Raw genomic sequence first — 22,481 nt, 5'->3', positions numbered from 1 at the left:
CACCTGGATTCGACATGCAACAACGTTTGATATGCGGAACTTCGAGCGTTCAAGCGGAATTCTCTTGGAAGCCTATGATGGCGTTCGCGTGGCAAAGTTCAATGGATGTGGCAAAAAGCTGCCCGAGTTTTGTCGATAAAGTTAACATGCTCGACCCATCACGTGCAGAATGGCACCTATCGAGCTCGGACAGCTCAGTCCACAGATGATCCATCTATTACATAAGTTAAAAACCCGGCACTTTCATGCCGGGCTGAGATGGTCTGCACCTCGGAAAAGCAGCCTCTACTCGCTTGCCGTGGTCTTCGGCACGTAGGGTGAGTTTCCGTCGAAGGTATAGGCGGTTTTCACCGTGGTGTAGAACTCGGCAGCGTAACGGCCCTGCTCGCGCGGACCGTAGGACGAACCCTTCCGGCCGCCGAACGGCACGTGGTAGTCCACGCCGGCTGTCGGCAGGTTCACCATCACCATGCCGGCCTCTGCATTGCGCTTGAAGTGCGAGGCATATTTCAGGCTCGTGGTGCAGATACCGGATGAGAGACCAAACGGTGTGTCGTTGGCAATCTCCAGCGCCTCGTCATAGTCCTTTGCCCGGATCACCGTGGCCACAGGCCCGAAGATCTCCTCGCGCGCAACCCGCATCCGGTTGTCCACTTCAGTGAACAGGGCAGGCTGCAGATAGAAGCCCGGTGCATCGCGCTTCAACAGCTCGCCGCCCGCCACCAGCTTCGCGCCCTCATCTTGGCCGATGCGGATGTATTTCAGGTCCTGGTCGAGCTGGCCCTGGTCTACCACCGGACCGATATGAGTGCCGGCCTTCAGGGCATCGTCCACCACCAGACCGGCCATGCGTTCCTGCATGGCGGCCACGAACCGGTCGTGAATGCCTTCCGTCACGATCAGCCGCGAGGAGGCGGTGCAGCGCTGGCCCGTGGAGAAGAAGGCCGAGTTGACGGCGCAATCCACCGCCACCTTCAGGTCGGCATCGTCGAGTACGACCATCGGGTTCTTGCCGCCCATCTCGAGCTGCAGCTTCTTCATCGGGTCAGCCGTGATGCATGTCTGGGCCACGCGCCGGCCCGTGGGCACCGAACCGGTGAACGAGATCGCCGCCACCTTGGGGCTCTGCAGCATCGCCTCGCCGACCACCGAGCCCTTGCCCATGACCAGGTTGAACACGCCCGCCGGCACGCCGGCCCGGATGATGATTTCGGACAGCGCATGGGCGGAGCCGGGCACGAGCTCGGCGGGCTTGAATACCACGGTATTGCCGTAGGCCAGTGCCGGGGCGATCTTCCAGGCCGGAATGGCGATGGGGAAGTTCCAAGGCGTGATCAGGCCGATGACGCCAACAGGCTCGCGCGTGATCTCAACGTCGATGAGCGGGCGCACGGAAGGTAGCTTCTCGCCCGCCAGCCGCAGGCACTCGCCGGCGAAGAAGTGGAAGATCTGAGCCGCGCGGGTAACCTCGCCGATGCCCTCGGGCAGGGTCTTGCCCTCCTCGCGGGAGAGCAGGCGGCCGAGCTCCTCCTTGCGGGCCAGGATCTCGTCGCCCACAGCCTTCAGGATGTCGTGGCGCTGCTGGATCGAGGAACGTGACCAAGCCGGGAAGGCGTCATACGCCGCCGCAATGGCGCGCTCGGCTTCCGCGGCCGAAGCACGGGCGAATTCACCCACCACATCCTGCGTGTTCGACGGGTTGATGTTCGGCGAGGCCTCCGACGCGGCAAGCCACTCGCCCGCAATATAGTTCTTCGTCATCGTTAACCTGCCTGTCTGGTGTTGATGAGGCCACGCTGGGCCAAGTTGGACATGAGCGCCCGGATACCAAAGGTCCAGGGCTCACATTCGGAGCTAGGCTTCATGCGGTTGATGAGCGCTCCGAGCTTGGGAGCCGCGATGGTGACGATGTCGCCATGCTTGTGAGTGAAGCCCATGCCGGGCTCTCCCCGGTCCTGCGTGGGAGCGAACATCGTTCCTAAGAAAAGCGCAAAACCGTCTGGATATTGATGGTGCGGCCCGACAGTCTGGGCAACCAGATCCTCGGGATCGCGGCTGATCTTCGTGATCGAGGACGAGCCTTCGAGCCTGAACCCGTCCTCCCCCTCGACCGTCAGCGTCACCGTCGTCTGGCGTACGTCATCGAGGGAGAAGGTCGCGTCGAAGAACCGGACGAAGGGGCCGACCGAGCAAGACGCATTGTTGTCCTTCGCCTTCGAGAGCAGCAGAGCCGAGCGCCCTTCGAAGTCGCGCAGGTTCACGTCGTTGCCGAGGGTCGCGCCGACGATCTTTCCATCAGCGGTGACGATCACCACCACTTCCGGCTCAGGATTGTTCCAGGTGGATTTGGGATGCAGGCCCGCATCCATGAAGGCGCCGACGGCGGACAGAGTTGGCGCCTTGGTGAATACCTCCGCGTCCGGTCCGATGCCGACCTCGAGATACTGGCTCCAGGCACCCTGGGCCATGAGAACCTCTTTCAGCGCCATGGCCTCGGCGGATCCCGGCTTGAGGCGGCTGAGATCATCGCCCACGAGACGAAGCACCTCGGCGCGGATCGCCGCTGCCGCGCTGGCGTCCCCCCGCGCGCGCTCCTCGATGACACGCTCCAGCATGGAGACCGCGAATGTAACACCGGCAGCCTTGACGACCTGAAGGTCGATCGGCGCCAGGAGCCAGGGCTTGGATGAATCACGGCGGTCGGGCGCAGTATTGGCGGCGATGTCTTCCAGCGAACCGATCCTCTCGCCCTGTGCAGCCTTCACAAGACGCTCAGGGTCATCCATGGCGGCAAGATCGCTCACGGTGGAGCATGTGGAGGAGATATCGAAGAGACCATCCTGCCTGACGGCCACGACAGAGGGTCCGAGGCCCGGACGCCAGACACGCCCGACGAGCGTCCCCTGGAACCCGTCCACGGGCAGAATACGGGCAATGTTGGTTGAAGACAGGTGGTCCATCAGCTGGCGCTCGCTTTCCTTGAGGGCTGTGCTTCACCCTCTTCCCTTGTGGACCTTTGATATAACGAGCGCAACGCATGCGGCTATAGGGAAAATTCATTGCAGCTTTGCTCTGCGGGGAAAGCTCGGAACAAACCCGGTTCATGCTCCGTTCGCAGCGTAGTTACGGGATTGCGACGCCGTGAAAGTCCGCCGGCATCAGCAAGGAAGGATGCGAGAATTGTCCGACACACCATCTCCCAATCCAAAGCCTGCTGTTCCCAATCCGATGCCCCAGCCTGTGCACCCCGATCCGGGTCCCGCAGGCCTTCCGGATTCCCAGGAGCCAGTCGGTGTTCCCCCTGTCACGCCCAGTGAGGCTCCAAGCCCGGCCGAACCGGTGGGTATACCTCCCTCAGGGCCTCAGGAGCTTCCCATCGGCCCGATGGGGAATTAACCCCACGCCGAATCTGTGCTTTGTGCAGGGCCGGATCGAAGGAGCCTCGCCCCATGGATGACAGCAAGCGTTCGAACGCGGCCAATATGGCCTCGGCCTCCTACCGTCTGGCCGCGCTTGACCAGGACTTTTTGCTCGGCGACTCCACGCGGGGCGTGCGGTTCCTGCTGGAATACGCGAAGGCCGAGGAGAGCCTGCGGACCTGGGGCGTGCGATCCACCATTGTGGTGTTCGGCAGTGCCCGCATCCGAGAGGATGGGCCGGGGCGTCACGCCTTCTGGTACCAGGAGGCGCGATCCTTCGGCGCCATTGCTTCGCAACGCGGCGGTGCCCTGACCGTCACCAGCGGGACCCGGGACAACGTCATCGCCACGGGCGGCGGGCCGGGCATCATGGAGGCTGCCAATCGGGGAGCGTCCGACGTGGGCGCGCCGTCGATCGGCTTCAACATCACCCTGCCGCACGAGCAGGAGCCCAATGCCTTTTCGACCCCGGACCTGACCTTCCGCTTTCATTACTTCGCCATGCGCAAGATGCATCTGGCGATGCGGGCCAATGCCCTGGTGGTGTTTCCCGGAGGCTTCGGAACCTTGGACGAACTCTTCGAAATCCTGACCCTTCGGCAGACCGGCAAGGCGCCGCCCTTGCCCATCGTGCTCTTCGACAAGGCCTACTGGCAATCCGTGATCAAGTTCGATGCGCTCCTGGAACACGGCATGGTGAGCGAGAAGGATCGTGAACTGGTGAACTTCGCCGACACGGCGGAAGACGTGTGGACCGCATTGATCGAGAACGGTCTCGTGGTGCAGACTCTGGAGAGAGGCTCGGAGCAGGATTTCTGACGCCTTTGGACGCTCGACTTTTCAGAGACTTTGCTTTGCAATGACCGGATTCATGCAAGATTCGAGGAGCGCCAGCCCCGAAGATCAGCCCTATCACGGCGTATCCTACGGTGAAGCCTTTCGCATCTGGCTGCGGGTCGCGGCCTTGAGCTTCGGCGGTCCCGCAGGCCAGATCGCCGTGATGCATCGCATCCTGGTCGAGGAAAAGCGCTGGATTTCGGAGAGCCGGTTCCTCCATGCGCTCAACTACTGCATGCTCCTGCCGGGGCCGGAGGCGCAGCAGCTTGCCACCTATGTGGGCTGGCTCATGCACCGCACTCTCGGCGGCCTCATGGCCGGCGGCTTGTTCATCCTGCCGGGCATCATCGCCATCATGGGGCTGAGCTGGATCTATGCCCTCTACGGAAAAGTCGGCTTTGTGGCGGCGCTCTTCTTCGGCCTGAAGGCGGCCGTGCTCGCCATTGTGCTTGAGGCGGTGGTGCGGATCGGCAGGCGCGCACTCAAGAACCCGGTTTTGGTCGGAATTGCGGCAGCAGCCTTCGTAGCGATCTTCTTTTTCGACGCCCCCTTCCCGCTGATCATCCTTGTCGCCGGTCTGATCGGCTATCTTGGCGCAAGAGCAAACCTGCCGGAGTTTCAAGTCGGCGGGCATGGTAGCCAAAGCGAGGCCGAAGCTGACAACTTGCTCGGCGAGCATCTGCCGGATCACGCAAGACCCAACACAAGACGAAGCCTGCGCATCGCCGCTGTGTGCCTGGCGCTCTGGCTCGTGCCTGTCGTGGCCCTCCTGCTGCTTCTCGGCGACGGCAATGTTTTCACTCAAATCGCGATCTTTTTCTCCAAGATGGCGATGGTCACGTTCGGCGGCGCCTATGCGGCTCTAGTCTATGTGGCGCAGCAGGCGGTCGATACCTATGGCTGGCTGCAGCCCGGCGAGATGCTGGACGGGCTCGGCATGGCCGAGACAACCCCGGGTCCGCTCATCATGGTGCTGCAATTCGTGGGCTTCATGGCGGCCTTCCGGGATGCTGGCGCCCTTCATCCGCTTCTGGCCGGTACGCTGGGCGGCCTTCTCGCCACATGGGTGACCTTCGCGCCCTGCTTCCTTTGGATCTTCCTGGGAGCGCCTTACATCGAGGTCTTGCGCGGCAATCGCTCTTTAAGCGACGCATTGAAGGCGATCACGGCTGCCGTCGTGGGCGTGATCCTGAACCTCGCCATCTGGTTCGGCATCCACACGATCTTCAGGGATGTTCACCCTGTGGAATGGGGAATCCTCAACTTCGACGCGCCCGTGTGGGGGAGCGTGAACTTCTGGGCGCTGCTGCTGTCGGCGGCGGCCATCATCGCCATGTTCCGCTTGCACGTCGGAATGCTACCAACCCTGGCCGCGACGTCGGCCGCGGGGATTGTTCTCTACGCAGCGGGCCTCATCACGTGAGAGTGGGGTGAGGCAATGTCTGCCTCACCCGTTTTCGATCAGGTCACGGACGAGATCTGTCCGCCATCCACGCGCAGGATCGAGCCCGTCATGAACGAGGCCTTCTCGCTCGCGAGGAACACGGCGGCTGCCGCGAACTCCTCGATCTCGCCGTAGCGCCCCGCCGGAATGCCGGCACGAGCGGCTGCGGCCACATCCTCCACGGAGCGGCCGGTACGCTCGGCATTGGCGGCGTCGAGCTGCTTCAGGCGGTCCGTCGCGATGCGGCCCGGCGCAATGGCATTCACGGTCACACCCGAGGACGCGACCTCGCTCGCCAGTGTCTTGCCCCAGCCCACGAGCGCGGGACGGATGGCGTTGGAGATGGCAAGGTTCGGGATCGGCTGGATCACGCCGGACGAGATCACCGAAATGATGCGGCCGAACTTGCGCTCGATCATGCCCGGCAGCAATTGATCGGCGATGCGCACGAGGTTGACGAACATGGCGTCAAACGATTGACGCCACTGATCGGACGACACCCCTTGAGCCTTGCCGGGCGGCGGGCCGCCGCTGTTGAGCACGAGAATGTCGATGCCACCGAGGGCCTCCGTCACATCCTTGACCAGAGCGTCAACCTGATCGACCTTGCCGGTGTCACAGACGAAGGGCAGAACGCCCTTGCCGATCTTGTCGGCAGCGGCCTTCGAACCCTCCATTGTGCGGCTCGCGATGGCGACGCGGGCGCCTTCCTCGGCCAGACCCTGGGCGATGCCGAAGCCCAGCCCCTTGCTTGCGCCGAGAACGAGCGCGCGCTTGCCTTCCAATCCCGTTTTCATCTGAAATTCCCCTGTTCTTACGCGCGCTCGATGCGCTCCATCAGCCACTCGATTTCGGCGATCGTCTCCGGGCTCAGCTTCGGCCCGGGCTTGCGCAGCGTGTCGGTCGCGATGATGCCGCGCCGCTTCAGCACGTACTTGCGCACGGCCAGACCGACGCCGGGCTGAGTCTCGTAGCGCACCAGCGGCAGGTGCCGGTCGAAGAGATCGTGCGCCTCCGTCCGCTTGCCCTGGTTGATGAGGTTGACCACGTCCACCAGCATCTCGGGGTAGGCATAACCCGTCATGGCGCCGTCGGCGCCGCGCTCCATCTCGAAGGGCAGGAACATTCCGCCATTGCCACACAGAATCGACACGCGGCGCGTCTGCCCGGCATCGCTTGCGCGGCGCAGGGCGGTGATCTTGTCGAGACCCGGCCAATCCTCGTGCTTGAGCATCACGCAGGAGGGACTCTGCTCGATGATGCGCATGATCACCTTCGGCGTCATGACTACGTTCGTCGTGAGCGGATAATCCTGAATCACCCAAGGCACATCCGCCCCGATGGCCTCCACCGCATCAGCGTAATAGGACACGATCTGGCCATCGGTCTTGAGGGTCGAAGGCGGGGCGATCATGACGCCGGCGGCGCCCGCATCCATCACCTTGGAGGACAGGCCCGACATGGCTGCAAAACCTGCCGCGGACACGCCGACGACTACGGGCACCCGGCCCGCTACCGTCTTGATGACTTGGCGTGCGAAGGCCAGCGCTTCGTCGGCCGCCAGCTTAGGGGCCTCGCCCATGATGCCGAGGATGGTCAGCCCGGTGGCCCCGGCCTTCAGATAGGCCTCGACCATCCGGTCGGTCGAGGCAACGTCCACTCGCCCATCGCCCTCGAAGGGCGTGGGACAGATGACATAGACGCCGGCGGCAGAACTCGTGAGCAAGGCTTCCTCCATGGCAGAGCTTGGCAAAAGGTCAGGGGACCCTCATACACCTGCTTGCTGCCCGGCGCACTACCTTAGCTGCGGCCGCCACACGATCTTTATTTGTGCCCACCTTTCTTGCCGCCGCCGTCCTGCTTGTTGACAGTGGCCCAGGCACGCCGCTCTGCCTCCTTCTCAGAGACGCCACGGCTCTCGTAGCCCTCCTCGATATGCTCGGCCTTGCGCTTTTGCTTGTCCGTATAGGCAGATTTGTCACCGCGCGACATGGTGCTCTCCTTCTAAACGGATGCTATGGGGATGCATCCACTTGACGTTCAACCAAACCGGAGAGGTCAAGTTCCGCAATTCTGTTGCGGGCATTTAGCCGCTATTGCGCAGGCCTGCCGCGATGCCGTTGATGGACAGGTGAATGCCCTGCACCACCTGCTCATCCGCATCACCGGAACGGTGGCGCTTCAGGAGTTCGATCTGCAGGTGGTTCAGCGGATCGAGATAGGGGAAGCGGTTGCGGATAGAGCGCGCGAGCAGCGGGTTGCTGTCGAGCAGCGATTGCTGCTGCATGATGGCCAGCAATTGTTTGATCGAATCCTCCCATTCGTGCCGCAGGCGCGGGAAGATGGCGTTGCGCAGGGCCTCGTCCTCGACAAGGTTCGCATAACGGGACGCGATGGCGATGTTGCTCTTGGCCAGCACCATGTCCATGTTCGAGAGCAGCGCCTGGAAGAAAGGCCATTCGCGATACATTTCCTGCAACAGGGCGAGACCGGTATCAGGGTTCTTCTCCAGCCAGGCATTCACGGCCGAGCCGAACCCGTACCAGCCCGGCAGCATCAGGCGGCACTGCGCCCAGCCGAACACCCAGGGAATGGCCCGCAGATCCTCGATACGCCGGGAATTCGTGCGCGAGGCCGGCCGGCTGCCGATGTTCAAATTGGCGATCTCTCCAATGACGGTGGATTCCCAGAAATAGCGCTCGAACCCCTCAGTCTCGTAGACGAGCGCGCGATAGGCCGTGAAGGCGCTGTTGGAGAGCTCCTCCATGGCCTTCATATATTCATCGCGCGGCGCAGGCTGGCCGGAATGCAGCAGGGAGGCCTCTAAGGTTGCGGCCGCAAGAATCTCGAGATTGCGACGCCCGAGGTCGGGGTTCGAGTATTTGCCCGCGATCACCTCGCCCTGTTCCGTGATGCGAATAGCGCCCTGCACGGCCCCACCAGGCTGCGCGAGGATCGCCTGATAGCTCGGGCCTCCGCCGCGGCCGACCGATCCGCCGCGGCCATGGAACAGGCGAAGGGCCACGCCATGGCGCTTGAAGACATCGACCAGCTCGATCTCGGCCTTGTAGAGTTCCCAGCCGGAGGTGAGAAACCCGCCATCCTTATTGCTGTCGGAATAGCCGAGCATCACCTCTTGCGCCTGCCCGCGGCTGCGCAGCAATCGCATGTACTCGGGCAGCGCGAAGAGGGCGTCCATGACATGGCTGCAATGGCGCAGGTCGCCAATCGTCTCGAAAAGCGGAATGATGTTGACATGCATCTCGCCTTCGCGCGGGCGCAGCAGGCCTGCCTCCTTGAGGAGCAGGGCCACCTCCAGGATATCGGACGGATCGCTCGCCTTCGAGATCACGTAATTCGGCACAGCCGCGCGACCGTAGCGGCGATGCGCCTCGGCGGCTTCATGAACGATGGCAAGCTCCGATGACGTCTCGGCCGAATAGTCGAGATAGGGTGAGGTCAAAGGCCTTGGCGTCCTGAGCTCTTCCAGGAGCAACGCGACACGCTTCTCCTCCGACAGGGCTTCATAACCCGTGCCAGGCATCGCTTTTTCGAACAGCTCTGCCACGACACGCTGGTGCACGTCGGAATTCTGTCGCATGTCGAGGCTTGCGAGATGAAAGCCGAACACGTCGACAGCCCGGCGCAATTTGCGCAGGCGCCCGCGCGACAGGGATCCCGATCCGTTCGACAGCAGCGAGCGATGAAGAATCGACAGGTCCCCTGCAAATTCCGCGACACCTGAATAAGCCGGTGCATCGCCAACCGCATGACGGGCGATGTCGCCATGGCCGAGCGCGGCGGCCGTGGCGGCAAGGCGTGCATACATGCCCGAAATCGCGCGGCGATAGGGCTCGTCCTGACGGTGGGGCGACGCATCCGGTGATGTCTTGGCGAGCTCCTGCACCTCATCGGACACATTCACGTAGCGGCCGTCCAGCGACAGCTCGGCCCCGAGGCAATGCAGTTCCTCCAGGTAGAAGGCGAGCGCATGCTTGCTTTGAAGCAGCAGGGCCTGACGCAGGGCATCCGCTGTTACAAAAGGATTGCCGTCCCGGTCACCGCCGATCCAGCTGCCCATGCGCAGGAAAGAAGGAAGTTCGGTGGTTTCCCAAACAGGATCGATCGCCGCAAGCTGATCCTCCAACGAGGCGTAGACCCGCGGCAACTCCTTGAAGAAGGTGTAGTCGTAATAGGACAGGCCGTTATTGACCTCATCGATCACCTTCAGCCGGTTGCGGCGCAGGATGCTCGTCTGCCACAGGGTCAGGATTGCGCGACGTAAAGCCTCCTGGCAGACGGCCTCCTCTTCCGGCGTCAGATCCTGACGATCTCTCTGCGCCAGGATCTGCGAGATCTCCATCTCCCGATCGATGGTGCTCTTGCGGCGCACCTCGGTTGGATGGGCCGTCAGAACGGGACAGACCAGGGCCGATGAGAAGAAGGCCTGCAGGGCCGCCTGGCTGATGCCGGTCTCCTGCACGAGCTTGAGAGCCCGCGCCAGCGTGCCCTCCCGCGGAGCCGGGGCCGTCATGGCATGGGCACCGGCCATGGCATGGGCGCGCGAGCGCCGGACGTGGTGCTGGTCCTCGGCGATATTCGCCAGATGCGAGAAGTAGCTGTAGGCGCGGATGATCTGATTCGTACGCCCGCGGGACAGACTGTTCAGGATCGTCTCAAGCTCACGGCGAGCTGCGTCGTCCTCATCACGATGAAAGCGGATCGAAGTCTGACGAATGCGCTCCACGATCTCGTAAGCCGCCTCCCCCTCCTGCTCCCGGATCGTATCGCCCAAAAGGCGCCCCAGGAGGCGGATGTCATCACGAAGCGGGAAATCCTTCTCGGGCGTGACATCGGGATTGATCAGGGACATGGGAGGCTCTCGCTTCAGCGCGCTTGCTGCACTGCGAAATAAAACTCTTATCTCAAGCCCGCAAGCGTAATTCTATTTTAAGTTCCGCTCTAATTGGCAACAGCCCAGCGGCCTGGCTCCTCCGTCTGGCCAATAAGGGCAAGGCCGTAGGCAATTGATTCGAACTGATCGGCGGAGGTCAGGCGACTCTCGCCGAAGCGCTCCACGAACAGGCGCCGGATGGCGGGCACGAAGGACGTGCCGCCTGTGAGGAAGACGCGCTCGATCTGCTCCGGCTCCACGCCGGCCTTGGCGAGCGCCTCATCGATCGTGCCGGCGATTCGCTGGACATCCTCGGCGATCCAGCCCTCGAACTCGGCGCGGGTGATCCGCGCCTGGATGTCGACGCCCTCGCCCTCAAACCGGAACTCCGTCTCGTCCCGGTTCGACAGATCCACCTTCGCGGCGGACACGGCGCGATAAAGGGCAAAGCCCAGGTCGTACTCGACGATGTCGATGAACTTCTCGAGCGGCTCGGGTTCGAGTGCGACCTTCGCCAGTTCGCGCAGCTCCCTCAGATCCCCGCTGCCCTTCATCATCGCCAGCTGGTTCCAGCGGGCGAAGTTGGCATAGTAGTGGTTCGGGATTGAGAGAACTTTATCCATCGAGCGATAGAGCCCGCCCTTGCCGAGACGAGGCGAGACCACCCGGTCGACGATCCGGTAGTCAAAGGCATCGCCCGCAAGCCCGATGCCCGCATGGCCCAGAGGTTCGGCCCGCAGCACCCCGCCTTTTCTAGAGAACCGCATGACGGAAAAGTCGCTGGTGCCACCGCCGAAATCGGCCACGAGCACGGTCGCATCGTGGTCAAGCTGCTTCGCATAGAAGAAGGCGGCTCCCACGGGCTCATAGACATAGCGGGCATGCTCCGTCCCGAGCCGGCCGAAGGCAGCCCGGTAGCGCTGCATGGCGAGATCGTCATCCGGGTTGTAGCCGGCGAACTGGACTGGCCGACCGATGATCACATTGCGCGCGCCCCAATCCAGCCGGGAGCCGCCATGGCGCGCAAGCGTGCGCAGGAAGGCGCTGAGCAGGTCCTCGAAGCCGTAGCGCTCCCGGAAGATGCGGGTCTCCTTGAAGGTGGCGCTCGCCGCGAAGGTCTTGAAGGACTGAATGAAACGATGGGCATGGAGACCCTCTAGGAACTGCTCGATGGCCCAGGGGCCGCCCTCGACCTCGGTGCGCAGGCCGTTGCCGTGGCGCTCGTCCCAGAAGCAGAGCGCCGTCACAAAGACCTTGAGGCTCTCGCCCCCATGCTCGAAGGTCAGCGCCTCCACCTGCCCATCCGGCCCCGCGATGGCCACGACCGTGTTGCTGGTGCCGAAATCGATGCCGATGGAAAAATCATGGGATGGGGGCATGGAGACCTCGGGAGCGCGCGAGAGGGCCGGACGGTCTATACGCCAAGGCTTTCGGAGCCAAGCAAAATTGCGGAAAAAGCGCTTTCCCTTCCGGCACTGCGACCCCGGTGCTGGGGACGGGCCGTTGACCCGGAGGGGGGCTGCACCGTAGAAGCCGCGCCTCAACCTTTCGGAGACTTTCATGCTATCCATCGGTCAGCGCATTGCGGACGAACTGAATGTTCAGGAATGGCAGGTCAAGGCGGCCATCGATCTCCTCGACGGCGGTTCGACCGTGCCCTTCATCGCGCGCTACCGCAAGGAAGTCACCGGCACCCTGGATGATGCCCAGCTGCGCACCCTGGAAGAGCGCCTGAGCTACCTGCGCGAGCTGGAGAGCCGCCGCAAGACGATCCTCGACAGCATCCGCGAGCAGGGCAAGCTCACCGACGAGCTGGCGCTCCAGATCAACACCGCCGACACGAAGGCGCGGCTCGAAGATCTTTATCTTCCCTACAAGCCGAAGCGCCGCACCAAGGCTCAGATCGCCAAGGAAGCCGGCCTGGAGCCCCTGGCCGACCTGCTCCTGAACGAGCCGACCCGCGATCCGAAGGAGGCTGCCGCCGACTTCGTGAATGCCGAAAAAGAGGTTGCCACTCCAGAGGCAGCGCTCGAAGGCGCGCGGTCCATTCTGGTCGAGCGCTTTGCCGAGAACGCCGAACTTCTGGGTGCCCTGCGCGACATCTACTGGGAGCGCGGCAGCCTCACCTCCAAGGTGCGCGACGGCAAGCAGAATGACGGAGCGAAGTTTTCCGATTATTTCGACTTCGCCGAGCCTTTGCCCAAGCTGCCCTCCCACCGCATCCTTGCGCTCTTCCGCGGCGAAAAGGAGGAGATCCTCGACCTGCGCATGGAAGAGGATAAGGACGCTGCCGAGCCGGGCTATGTCAGTCGCTACGAGGGCCGTGTCGCGCTTGCCTTCAACATCACCGATCAGGGACGCCCCGGCGACAGGTGGCTGCTCGACACGGTGCGCTGGGCCTGGCGGACGAAGCTGCGCTTCTCCATCGAGCTCGACATGAAGATGAAGCTCTGGCAGCTCGCCGAGGACGAGGCCGTGAAGGTCTTCGCCGGCAACCTGCGCGACCTGCTGCTCGCGGCCCCCGCCGGCGCGCGTCCGACCTTGGGTCTCGATCCAGGCTATCGCACCGGCGTGAAGGTCGCGGTGGTGGATTCAACCGGCAAGGTCGTGGCAACGGATACCATCTACCCGCACGAGCCGAAGCGCCAATGGGATGAGTCCGTCGCAACGCTGGCGCGGCTCTGCCGCGTGCACCGCGTCGAGCTCATCGCCATCGGTAACGGCACGGCCTCCCGGGAGACCGACAAGCTCGCGGCCGAACTGGTGTCGAAGCACCCGGATCTGACGCTGACCAAGATCATGGTCTCGGAAGCAGGCGCCTCCGTCTATTCCGCCTCGGCCTTTGCCAGCCAGGAGCTGCCGGACCTCGACGTATCCCTGCGCGGCGCCGTCTCCATCGCCCGCCGCCTGCAGGATCCGCTCGCCGAACTCGTCAAGATCGACCCGAAATCCATCGGCGTCGGCCAGTACCAGCACGATCTCGCCGAGTACAAGCTCTCGCGCTCCCTCGACGCGGTGGTGGAGGATTGCGTGAACGCCGTCGGTGTCGATCTCAACACAGCCTCCGCCCCGCTGCTTGCCCGCGTGTCGGGCCTCGGCGACTGGGTGGCGCAGAACATCGTCTCTCACCGCGATGCCAACGGACCTTTCAAGACCCGCAAGGCGCTGACCAAGGTCTCGGGGCTTGGTCCGAAGACCTTCGAGCAGGCGGCGGGCTTCCTGCGCATCCCGAATGGGGACGATCCGCTCGATGCCTCGGGCGTTCATCCGGAAGCCTATCCGGTAGTGCGCCGCATCCTGGAAGCCACAAAAAGCGATATCAAGGTGGTGATCGGCAACGGCACTGTCCTGAAGAAGCTCAACCCGCAGAACTTCACGGACGAGAAGTTCGGCGTGCCGACCGTCAAGGACATCCTGAGCGAGCTGGAAAAGCCCGGCCGCGATCCGCGCCCCGAGTTCAAGACCGCCACCTTCATGGAAGGTGTGGAGAAGATCAGCGACCTGAAACCCGGCATGATGCTGGAAGGCGTTGTCACCAACGTGGCGGCCTTCGGGGCCTTCGTGGATGTGGGCGTGCACCAGGACGGGCTGGTGCACATCTCGGCGCTCGCCGACACCTTCGTGAAGGATCCGCGCACAGTGGTGAAGCCGGGCGACATCGTGAAGGTGAAGGTGCTCGAGGTCGACATTCCCCGCAAGCGCATCTCCCTCACCATGCGGATGAGCGATCCGGCCGAGAAGCGGGCTCCGGGGCGGCAGGACGACAACCGGGGGGCCTTCCAGAAGCACCGTCAGCAGAACGAGAGGAAGCCCGCGTCACAGGCCCCCGCCTCGGGCGGCGCTCTGGCGGATGCCCTGCGCCGGGCGGCCATAGCCGGCGGCAAGGACAAGGGCAGCCGGAAGTGATGTCAACAGGGGCGACTTGTAGCCGCCTCTGATCTGTTCTAGAAGCAAAGCGTCTCACGGGGAGCCCATTCAGGGCTGAGAGGTGGCCAGGCCACCGACCCGTCGAACCTGATCCGGGTCATGCCGGCGGAGGGAATGAGCATGCGACATCGCCAGAAAAGCTATGCCCCGTGCAATTTGCGCCGCCAGTCCGGCCTGCCTCATGCATGGGAGCGCCCTTAAGATGTTACGCCGACTGCTTCTCACCCTCGCCTCGCTCGGTCTCGCTACGGGCCTCGCCCAGGCTCAGACCAAGCCGACGCTCACCGTCTACACCTACAACTCGTTCGCTGGGAAATACGGCCCGGCCAAGACCATCGAGGAGCGCTTCGAGGCGACATGCAACTGCGACCTCACCTGGGTCACCGCCGAAGATGCTGGCAGCCTGCTCGGGCGGTTGCGCCTCGAAGGCCAGAACACCAAGGCGGATGCCGTCGTAGGCCTTGACATGAACCTTATGGCGGAAGCGAAAACTCTCAACCTCTTCGCTCCACACGGCACCGATGTGAAGGATCTGTCGCTCCCGATCGAATGGAAGGATGACACTTTCATTCCTTTCGACTGGGGCTACTACGCGTTCGTGTATGACGCCAACAAGCTGCCCAACCCGCCGAAGAGCCTGAAGGAACTGGTCGACAATCCCAACGGCCCCAAGGTGGTGCTGCAGGATCCCCGCACCAGCGCGCCGGGCCTCGGCCTCCTGCTCTGGATGCAGAAGGTCTACGGCGAGAAGGCCGGCGAGGCCTGGGGCAAGCTCAAGCCCCGCATCGTCACCTTCACCAAGGGCTGGTCGGAAGCCTACGGTCTTTTCATGAAGGGCGAAGCCGACATGGTGATGTCCTACACCACATCGCCTGCCTATCACATCGTCGCGGAGAAGAAGGACAACTACAAGGCCGCCGCCTTCACGGAGGGGCATTACCTTCACGTGGAGCTCGCCGGCATGACCCGCACGACGAAGCAGCCGGAACTCGCCAAGCAGTTCATGGCCTTCGTGCTCAGCGAGCCGTTTCAGACGACGATCCCGGAGACCAACTGGATGTATCCGGCGAAGAACCCGCCCTCCGGCACCCCGGCAGCCCTCAAAGGCATGATCGAGCCGAGCCAAGCGCTCCTCTTCACGCCGGAGGAGGTGCAGCAGAACCGCCGTGCCTTCACGGATGCCTGGCTCAACGCCACGGCGCGCTGATCGCTCATGCTGACCTTGAGGCTGCCCCATCCCGGAACCCTGGTGGCCTTTGCCATTCTGGCTTTGGTTGCGGGCGGCTTCATCGCGCTTGCCACCTTCGATGGAGGAACGCCGACACTTTTCTCCATCGGCCCCTATCTCGGTCGCGTGCTCGCCTTTTCGATCATCCAGGCTACACTCTCGACCGTTCTGTCCCTCGCCCTCGGGATCGGTCTGGCGCTGGCCCTTGTGCGCCGCTCGTTCCTGGGCCGAAGCATCGTTCTGGCGGCCCTGAGCACCACGATGGTGATGCCGACCATTGTGGCGGTCTTCGCCGTCTTTGCCGTGTATGGACGGAGCGGATGGCTTGCCGAAGGGCTCGCTTTCCTCGGCTGGAATGACGGCTTCAGCATCTTCGGTTACCCGGGTATTCTCATCGCCCACGTCTTCCTGAATGCTCCGTTCGTGGCGCGCATTACGCTGGACGGCTTGAATCAGATCCCCGCCGAGCACTGGCGTCTCGCCACCGCCTTCGGTTTCACGCCGGCACAGATTTTCCGCCACCTCGACTGGCCCGTGCTGCGCACTGAGCTGCCCGGCATCGCGGGCCTGATCTTTCTCATGTGCTTCAAGAGCTTTGCGATCGTGTTGGCGCTGGGCGGCGGACCGAGCCGGTCCACGCTCGAAGTGGCGATCTATGAGGCGCTCAAGATCGATCTCGATTTCGGCCGTGTCGCCTGGCTGGCGTTGATTCAGCTCGTGATCTGCCTCTCGATGACGGCGCTCCTGCATTGGGCCTTCACGCGTCCGCCTGTCGGGCACACCATTCGCAGCCTCGTCCGCCGGCCCGATGCGGACAATCGCCGCCTGAAATCCTTGGATGCCCTTGTGCTCGCTATCGCGGCCCTGTTCATCGCGCCGCTCGCAGTCAGCGTTCTGACGGGCCTTCGCAACATTCCCGATATTCTGGAAGCGGACCTTCTCCAGGCCCTCCTCACGAGCTTGACCATCGCCGCCGCAGCGGCCGTGATCGCCTGCCTGCTCGCTCTTGCGCTCGCCTCCGCGGCACGGCGCAGGCGTCTCGTCCTGCGTTCGCCGCGCATGGCAGCCTTCTATGACTTTCTACCGGATACGCTCCTGGCTGTTCCTCCCTTTGCCCTCACGGCGGGCCTGTTCCTGCTGATCCAACGCTTCGGGGATCCATCGTCCGCCGGTCTCATCCTCCTGCCGCTCATCAACGGGCTGGCTGCCGTGCCGTTCGCCTATCGGTTCGTCGCGCCGCATCTGCTCACCGTCGAGGAACGCTATGGCCGGGTGGCGGCCTCTCTGGGCGTTACCGGATGGGCGAAGCTGGCGATCATGGATTGGCCCGTGCTCAGGCGCCCGCTTGCAGCAGGCTTTGCGCTGGCCATGGCCCTGTCGTTCGGCGATTTCGGCATCATCGCGCTGTTCGGCGGCACGGAACTGGTGACGCTGCCCTATCTCCTCTACGAGCGTCTTGGCGCCTACCGGCTGGACGAGGCATCGGCCATCGGCCTCGTCATCGTTCTCGTGGCCTTTCTTCTCGCTCATGCTTCAGGTCGCCTGTCCCATGCTGGTCATTGAGAATTGCCGCCTGACCTGGCCCGATTTCGTGGCCGATTACTCGCTGTCGGTGAAAGCGGGGAACCTGTGCGCCGTCATCGGTCCGTCCGGGGGCGGCAAGACCACCCTGCTGCACATGATCGCCGGGTTCGAGACGCCGCAGAGCGGCGCGCTGACGTTCCAAGGCCAGGATCTTCTGCCGCTCGCCCCGGCCAAGCGGCCCGTCGCCATCGTGTTCCAGGATCACAACCTGTTTCCACACTTGAACGTGGCACAGAATGTCGGGCTGGGCTTGCGGCCTTCGCTGCGCCTAACCGATGATGAAAAGCGGCTCATCGAGGAAACCCTGGAAGCCGTGGGCCTTGAAGGCTTCGGCTCCCGCAGGCCCGGCGAGATGTCGGGCGGTCAGCGCCAGCGCGTGGCGCTGGCACGCGCTCTCGTTTCGGGCCGCCCGCTGATCCTGCTCGACGAGCCCTTCAGCAGCCTCGACCCGACCCTGCGGCGTGACATGATCCTCCTCGTCGACGAGATGCGACGGAAGCGTTCCGTCACCATCCTCATGACGATCCACACCCCTGAGGATGCAGCCGACGTGGCGGATCAAATGGCGTTCGTCGCGGACGGCAGGGTCGTTGCTTCAGGTCGACCGGCCGACATTCTCAACAGCGCATTGGCGCCGAGGATCGCGGCCGCCGTGTCGGATTCGTGAAGAGTCATACCCACGGCAAGACGCTGAGAGGTAAGAGTGGCATTCCCGTCCGGAGCGCAGCGGAGGGGAAGGGAATTCATAGCGTTGAGCGTGCAAGTGGATCCCTTCCCGGTCCTGCGGACCGCCGGGGATGACAGTGGTTCAACCCCGCCCAGCCAGTACCGACACTCCTGCCCCATCGAACACATGCAGGGCGCGACGCGGCACGTGGGCGGTGTAGGATCCGCCCGCCGCCGCATCGGTCTCTCCAGGGGCGCGGACAATTACATCGTCGCCGCTGGCGAGCTTCATGTAGACGTAGCTCGACTCGCCCAACTGCTCGACGGCATCGATGGTGCCACGCAGGGAGGCTGCATCCGCTCCGCCCTCCTCCATGTGCTCGGGCCTGATGCCGATAGTCACGTGGTCTCCTGCCGCCAGACTCTCTGGCTGCACATCCATGGCCACTTCCGTGCCGGCAAAGCCGATGGTGGCGCTGGCACCATCGATGCGCAGAACTTGGCCCTTGATGAAGTTCATGCGCGGCGAGCCGATGAAGCCGGCGACGAAGAGGTTGCGGGGCGAACGATAAAGCTCCAGCGGTGCCCCGACCTGCTCGATCCGGCCGTGGTTCATCACCACGATCTTGGAAGCCAGCGTCATGGCCTCGACCTGATCGTGGGTGACGTAGATCATGGTGGCGCCGAGATCACGGTGGAGCTTGGCGATCTCCAGGCGCGTGTTGACGCGAAGCGCAGCATCAAGGTTCGACAGCGGCTCGTCGAAGAGAAAGACGCTCGGGTTGCGCACGATGGCGCGGCCGATGGCGACGCGCTGGCGCTGGCCGCCCGACAATTCCCGAGGCTTACGGTCGAGAAGCGGCGTCAGTTTCAGGATCTCGGCAGCCTGCCGCACCCGGCGATCCGCCTCCGCCTTGTTCGTCTTCGCGAATTTCAGGCCGAACGCCATGTTCTTGTAGACGTTCATATGCGGGTAGAGCGCATAGGATTGGAACACCATGGCGATCTTGCGGTCTGCCGGCGGCAGCTCGTTCACCCGCCTCTTGTCGATCCTGATCTCGCCGCCGCTGACGGTCTCAAGGCCCGCAATGATGCGCAGCAACGTCGACTTGCCGCAGCCTGACGGACCGACGAAGACGACGAACTCGCCATCGTCTACGGACAGGTTGATGTCGCGCAGGATCTCGGTGGCCCCGAAGGACTTGGCAACGCCGTGGAGGGAAACATCAGCCATTGCGGTCAATTCCTGGAAGCAGCTGTCACTTCACGGCGCCGGCCGTGAGGCCGCGCACGAGATAGCGGGAGAAGAGAAGGTAGAGGACGAGCACGGGCGCGATCGCCAGCGTCAGGGAGGCGAGCACCGCGTTCCAGTCGGTCACATACTGGCCGATGAACTGTTGCACGCCGAGCGTGATGGTCTGCTTGCCGTCACCGGGGGCCAGGATCAACGGAAACCAAAGATCATTCCAGACCGGTACCATGGTGAATACCGCCACCGTTGCGATGGCCGGGCTGATCAGCGGCAGGATGATGCTGAAGAAGATCCGGTATTCGCTCACCCCGTCGCAGCGGGCCGCATCGCGCAGGTCCTTGGGGATCTGCTGGATGAACTCGCCGAGGATCAGAATCGCGAGCGGCAGCCCCTGCGCCACATAGACGAGGATGAGCGCCGTCAGAGTGTTGACGAGGTTCAGCTCCACCATCATGCGCAGGATGCTGACGCTCCCGAGGCGGATCGGCACCATGATGCCGATGGCGAGATAGAGGCTGAGCAGCGTGTTGCCGGTGAACTTGTACTCGGTCAGCGCCCAGGCTGCCATGGCGCCGATCAGCACGATCAGCACCAGGGACACCAGGGTCACCGTGAGGCTGTTGAAGAAGTAGAGGCCGAAATCGGAATTGGCAAAGACCCGGTCGAATCCGATGGTCGTCCAGGTCTGGCCATTGGGAAGCCCAAGTGGATCGGCGAAGATGGCCCGGCGCGTCTTAAAGGCATTGATCAGGATGAGCAGGATCGGGCCGAGCGCCAGGATCGTGTAGAGGATCAGGGCGATGTGAACGGCAATCCGGCCGGGCCTGAAGGTCATGTCCCGGTCTCCCTTAGAAGGTATGCCGCTGCAGCCGCCGCTGCACGCCGAACAGATAGATCAGAACGCCGATCAGGATGATGACCAGCATGGCGGTCGCCACCGCGGCTCCCATGGTCGGGCTCCCGACCTGAAGCTGGAAGCCGAAGAAGGTGCGATAGAAGAACGTGCCCAGGATATCCGTCGAGAAGTTCGGGCCGGCGAGCGCGCCCTTGACCGCATAGATCAGGTCGAACGCGTTGAAGTTGGCCACGAAAGTGAGGATCGACACCACGCCCAGCGTCGGCAGGATCAGGGGCAGGCGCACGAACCAGAAGACGCTGAACGGCCCCGCCCCGTCGACGGTCGCCGCATCGAGGAGATCGTCGGGAATGTTCAGGAGGGCGGCATAGATCAGCATCATCGGAATGCCGACGAACTGCCAGACCGAGATGAGCGAGACCGTCAGCAGGGCGGTCGATTCCTGCCCCAGCCAGGGGCCGAAGAAGCTGCCGAGGCCCACCGCCTTCAGAAGGCTCGGTGCGATGCCCCAGAGCGGATTGAGGATCAGCTGCCAGATGAAGCCTATGATGACCACGGACAGCATGGTCGGCAGGAAGATGAGCGTGCGGTAGACGCTGCCGCCGGTGAGCCGCGGCAGGCTGAGAAGCATGGCCAGCCCTAAGCCGATGCCGTTCTGCACCACCATGTGGATGGCGAAGAAGACCAGGTTGTTGCGCAACGCGTTCCAGAACTGACCGGACCAGTTCGGATCGCTCAGAAGTGTCTGGAAATTCTGCAGCCCGACGAAGCTGCGCGCGCCTGTTTCATCGCCGGCATAGAGGCTCAGGCGAATGGTGTCGATCAGAGGATAGATCGAGAATAGCGTGTAGATCGCGAGCGCGGGGGCAAGAAACACCGCGATATGGAGCGGAAAGCGCGAGCGGGCGGGAACCACGTCCGTCGACTGTACGCTGGGGGCCGTGAGATCCGTCATGCTGCCCTGGATAGACCGAGGAGAGTAAGAGCGGGCCGCTTTGATGGGCGGCCCGCTTCAGTGCTTCACTTACTTCTTGTGCGGCTCGTACCAGCTGGCAAGCCCATCCTCGGCCTTCTTGGCCGCTTCCTCGGGCTTCATGGTGCCGTTCATCACCTGGGCGCTCACGTTCCAGAGCTCGTTCTCGAGGTTCGGCGTGCCGCGCGACAGGATCTGGTAGGAGTTACGGATCGAGCTTTCGCAGGTCCCGCGCCAGCCGACGAACTTGGCCGCCACCGGATCCTTCACGTCCACCTTCGCCTTGGAGAGAGGGAAGAAGCCCGGCAGCTCGTTGGCGTAGATCTCGGCGAATTCAGGCGATGCCACCCAGGACAGGAAGGTCTTGGCGGCCTCCATGTTCTGCGACTTGGCATTGATGCCGATGGCGATGTCCGTGTGATCGCTGATGTAGCACTTGTCGCCGGCATTCACCACGGGCGGCGCGAAGGCGTCGAACTCGAAATCGGCCTGCTTGCGGAAGATCGGCACGTCCCAGGAGCCGGCCGGATAGATGGCCGCGCGGCCCAGGGTGAACAGGTTCTGCGTATCCGGATACTTCTGCGCCTTGTAGCCGTCGCCCATATAGGGTGCCCAGCTCGCCAGCTCCTTGAACGCATCCACATAAGGCTTGTCGGTGAACTTCTGCTTGCCCTCGATGAGCGCCTTGCGACCCTCCTCGCCCTTCCAGTAGTTCACGCCGATGTTCTGGAAGCCCATGGTGGCGGCTTCCCACTGATCGGCCGTGCCCATGGCGATGGGCGTGTACTTGCCGTCGGCCTTGATCTTGTCGAGCACCGCGTGGAACTCGGCCACGGTCTTGGGCGGCGTGAGCTTCAGCTCGTCGAAGATTTCCTTGTTGTAGACGAAACCGTGGATCACCGAGGCCATCGGCATGCAGAAGGTGGTCCTACCGTCGTCCGTGGACCAGGCGCTCTTCGCCACATCGGAGAAATTCTCAAGGCCCTTCACGTCGTTGACGGCAATGAGATTGCCCTTCTTGAACAGGTCGAGGGACGCGTCGAAAGGCCGGCAGGTGATGAGATCGCCTGCGGTTCCGCCGGCGAGGCGGGCGTTGAGCGCGGCGTTGTATTCGGTCGGCGGATCGGCCTTGAACTGCACCTTGATGTTCGGATGCGTCTTGTTGAAGGCTGGAATGATCTTGGTGTTCCACACATCCGCATCGTCGTTGCGCCAGCTCTCGATGGTGAGAGTCTGGGCCGAAGCGACATTGGCGAAGGCCAGAGCGGCCGCGACGACAGAGGCTGTCGCCAGCAGCTGTCCCGCCCGGCGCCGGAAAGCCTTCGAATGGAGCGTCTTCATCGTTTTCGTCCTCCGTACCCCAGAGGCGGCTCCAAGGCACGCCTCCGAGCATGTTCCCTT

Annotated in this window: 17 protein-coding genes and 1 riboswitch; of the genes, 6 read left to right on the top strand and 11 right to left on the bottom strand. The window is 63.3% G+C overall.

From position 1 onward, the window contains the following. Nucleotides 1-285: 285 nt before the first annotated feature. The gene (locus tag FHR70_RS01365; RefSeq protein ID WP_183446348.1) at nt 286-1,761 is read right to left on the bottom strand and encodes an aldehyde dehydrogenase family protein; all 1,476 of its coding nucleotides are present in this window, start codon (nt 1,759-1,761) and stop codon (nt 286-288) included. A 2-nt stretch (nt 1,762-1,763) separates the two neighbouring features. Beyond that, nucleotides 1,764-2,960: a fumarylacetoacetate hydrolase family protein gene (locus FHR70_RS01360; RefSeq protein ID WP_183446346.1), complete on the bottom strand. Its 1,197-nt coding sequence runs from the start codon at nt 2,958-2,960 to the stop codon at nt 1,764-1,766. A gap of 489 nt (nt 2,961-3,449) precedes the next feature. Here FHR70_RS01360 and FHR70_RS01355 point away from each other — a divergent pair, with 489 nt between their 5' ends. Further along, entirely contained in the window at nt 3,450-4,238 is a 789-nt protein-coding gene (locus tag FHR70_RS01355) for an LOG family protein (RefSeq protein ID WP_183446344.1), read from the top strand. Nucleotides 4,239-4,290: 52 nt separating this feature from the next. Beyond that, nucleotides 4,291-5,679 (top strand): chromate efflux transporter, encoded by a 1,389-nt coding sequence (gene chrA, locus FHR70_RS01350; protein WP_183446342.1) that lies wholly within the window; start codon nt 4,291-4,293, stop codon nt 5,677-5,679. 38 nt (nt 5,680-5,717) lie between these two features. Here the strand turns inward: chrA and FHR70_RS01345 are convergent, their stop codons facing one another. The 5 genes from FHR70_RS01345 to FHR70_RS01325 form a co-directional block, all read right to left on the bottom strand. Then, nucleotides 5,718-6,497 carry an SDR family oxidoreductase gene (locus FHR70_RS01345; RefSeq protein WP_183446340.1) on the bottom strand — a complete coding sequence of 260 codons (780 nt, stop codon included), beginning with the start codon at nt 6,495-6,497 and terminating at the stop codon, nt 5,718-5,720. Between the two features lie 17 nt (nt 6,498-6,514). Further along, a complete protein-coding gene (locus FHR70_RS01340; RefSeq protein ID WP_425487832.1) occupies nt 6,515-7,426 on the bottom strand; it encodes a dihydrodipicolinate synthase family protein in 912 nt (303 codons plus the stop codon). A gap of 98 nt (nt 7,427-7,524) precedes the next feature. Next, nucleotides 7,525-7,692, bottom strand: a complete 168-nt coding sequence (locus FHR70_RS01335; RefSeq protein WP_183446336.1) for a hypothetical protein — start codon at nt 7,690-7,692, stop codon at nt 7,525-7,527. 94 nt (nt 7,693-7,786) lie between these two features. Further along, entirely contained in the window at nt 7,787-10,573 is a 2,787-nt protein-coding gene (gene ppc, locus FHR70_RS01330; protein ID WP_183446334.1) for a phosphoenolpyruvate carboxylase, read from the bottom strand. An 89-nt stretch (nt 10,574-10,662) separates the two neighbouring features. Next, nucleotides 10,663-11,973, bottom strand: coding sequence for an Hsp70 family protein (locus FHR70_RS01325; RefSeq protein ID WP_183446332.1), 1,311 nt, complete (start codon nt 11,971-11,973; stop codon nt 10,663-10,665). 181 nt (nt 11,974-12,154) lie between these two features. On the opposite strand from FHR70_RS01325, the gene FHR70_RS01320 reads away from it, so the two are divergent. The 4 genes from FHR70_RS01320 (at nt 12,155) to FHR70_RS01305 (ending at nt 18,000) form a co-directional block, all read left to right on the top strand. Beyond that, nucleotides 12,155-14,500 carry a Tex family protein gene (locus tag FHR70_RS01320; RefSeq protein WP_183446330.1) on the top strand — a complete coding sequence of 782 codons (2,346 nt, stop codon included), beginning with the start codon at nt 12,155-12,157 and terminating at the stop codon, nt 14,498-14,500. A 47-nt stretch (nt 14,501-14,547) separates the two neighbouring features. Continuing rightward, a riboswitch (TPP riboswitch) is annotated at nt 14,548-14,653 on the top strand. Between the two features lie 70 nt (nt 14,654-14,723). Further along, a complete protein-coding gene (gene thiB / locus FHR70_RS01315; protein ID WP_183446328.1) occupies nt 14,724-15,728 on the top strand; it encodes a thiamine ABC transporter substrate binding subunit in 1,005 nt (334 codons plus the stop codon). A gap of 6 nt (nt 15,729-15,734) precedes the next feature. Then, nucleotides 15,735-17,312: an ABC transporter permease subunit gene (locus tag FHR70_RS01310; protein ID WP_183446326.1), complete on the top strand. Its 1,578-nt coding sequence runs from the start codon at nt 15,735-15,737 to the stop codon at nt 17,310-17,312. Beyond that, complete coding sequence (locus tag FHR70_RS01305) at nt 17,299-18,000, top strand: thiamine ABC transporter ATP-binding protein (RefSeq protein ID WP_183446324.1); 702 nt, start codon at nt 17,299-17,301, stop codon at nt 17,998-18,000. The genes FHR70_RS01310 and FHR70_RS01305 overlap by 14 nt, the downstream gene beginning before the upstream one ends. 141 nt (nt 18,001-18,141) lie before the next feature. Here FHR70_RS01305 and FHR70_RS01300 read toward each other — a convergent pair whose 3' ends face one another. From FHR70_RS01300 to FHR70_RS01285, 4 genes are all read right to left on the bottom strand, one after another. After that, nucleotides 18,142-19,233: an ABC transporter ATP-binding protein gene (locus FHR70_RS01300; protein ID WP_183446322.1), complete on the bottom strand. Its 1,092-nt coding sequence runs from the start codon at nt 19,231-19,233 to the stop codon at nt 18,142-18,144. A gap of 25 nt (nt 19,234-19,258) precedes the next feature. Beyond that, nucleotides 19,259-20,086 carry a carbohydrate ABC transporter permease gene (locus FHR70_RS01295; protein WP_183446316.1) on the bottom strand — a complete coding sequence of 276 codons (828 nt, stop codon included), beginning with the start codon at nt 20,084-20,086 and terminating at the stop codon, nt 19,259-19,261. 13 nt (nt 20,087-20,099) lie between these two features. Next, entirely contained in the window at nt 20,100-21,062 is a 963-nt protein-coding gene (locus tag FHR70_RS01290) for a carbohydrate ABC transporter permease (RefSeq protein ID WP_183446314.1), read from the bottom strand. A 69-nt stretch (nt 21,063-21,131) separates the two neighbouring features. Then, nucleotides 21,132-22,421 carry an ABC transporter substrate-binding protein gene (locus FHR70_RS01285; protein WP_183446312.1) on the bottom strand — a complete coding sequence of 430 codons (1,290 nt, stop codon included), beginning with the start codon at nt 22,419-22,421 and terminating at the stop codon, nt 21,132-21,134. Nucleotides 22,422-22,481 lie beyond the last annotated feature (60 nt).

This window comes from Microvirga lupini (assembly GCF_014191055.1).
Classification (GTDB): domain Bacteria; phylum Pseudomonadota; class Alphaproteobacteria; order Rhizobiales; family Beijerinckiaceae; genus Microvirga; species Microvirga lupini_A.
Note: the sequence above shows the minus strand (reverse complement) of the source record. Positions and strands in the feature narration are given on the sequence as shown.

Coding starts and splice junctions, on each gene's coding strand:
- FHR70_RS01295 (WP_183446316.1), bottom strand. CDS start 20,086: ATGACCTTCAGGCCCGGCCGGATTGCCGTTCACATCGCCCTGATCCTC.
- FHR70_RS01320 (WP_183446330.1), top strand. CDS start 12,155: ATGCTATCCATCGGTCAGCGCATTGCGGACGAACTGAATGTTCAGGAA.
- FHR70_RS01290 (WP_183446314.1), bottom strand. CDS start 21,062: ATGACGGATCTCACGGCCCCCAGCGTACAGTCGACGGACGTGGTTCCC.
- FHR70_RS01345 (WP_183446340.1), bottom strand. CDS start 6,497: ATGAAAACGGGATTGGAAGGCAAGCGCGCGCTCGTTCTCGGCGCAAGC.
- FHR70_RS01335 (WP_183446336.1), bottom strand. CDS start 7,692: ATGTCGCGCGGTGACAAATCTGCCTATACGGACAAGCAAAAGCGCAAG.
- ppc (WP_183446334.1), bottom strand. CDS start 10,573: ATGTCCCTGATCAATCCCGATGTCACGCCCGAGAAGGATTTCCCGCTT.
- FHR70_RS01300 (WP_183446322.1), bottom strand. CDS start 19,233: ATGGCTGATGTTTCCCTCCACGGCGTTGCCAAGTCCTTCGGGGCCACC.
- FHR70_RS01310 (WP_183446326.1), top strand. CDS start 15,735: ATGCTGACCTTGAGGCTGCCCCATCCCGGAACCCTGGTGGCCTTTGCC.
- FHR70_RS01355 (WP_183446344.1), top strand. CDS start 3,450: ATGGATGACAGCAAGCGTTCGAACGCGGCCAATATGGCCTCGGCCTCC.
- FHR70_RS01305 (WP_183446324.1), top strand. CDS start 17,299: ATGCTGGTCATTGAGAATTGCCGCCTGACCTGGCCCGATTTCGTGGCC.
- FHR70_RS01360 (WP_183446346.1), bottom strand. CDS start 2,960: ATGGACCACCTGTCTTCAACCAACATTGCCCGTATTCTGCCCGTGGAC.
- FHR70_RS01325 (WP_183446332.1), bottom strand. CDS start 11,973: ATGCCCCCATCCCATGATTTTTCCATCGGCATCGATTTCGGCACCAGC.
- thiB (WP_183446328.1), top strand. CDS start 14,724: ATGTTACGCCGACTGCTTCTCACCCTCGCCTCGCTCGGTCTCGCTACG.
- FHR70_RS01365 (WP_183446348.1), bottom strand. CDS start 1,761: ATGACGAAGAACTATATTGCGGGCGAGTGGCTTGCCGCGTCGGAGGCC.
- FHR70_RS01285 (WP_183446312.1), bottom strand. CDS start 22,421: ATGAAGACGCTCCATTCGAAGGCTTTCCGGCGCCGGGCGGGACAGCTG.
- chrA (WP_183446342.1), top strand. CDS start 4,291: ATGCAAGATTCGAGGAGCGCCAGCCCCGAAGATCAGCCCTATCACGGC.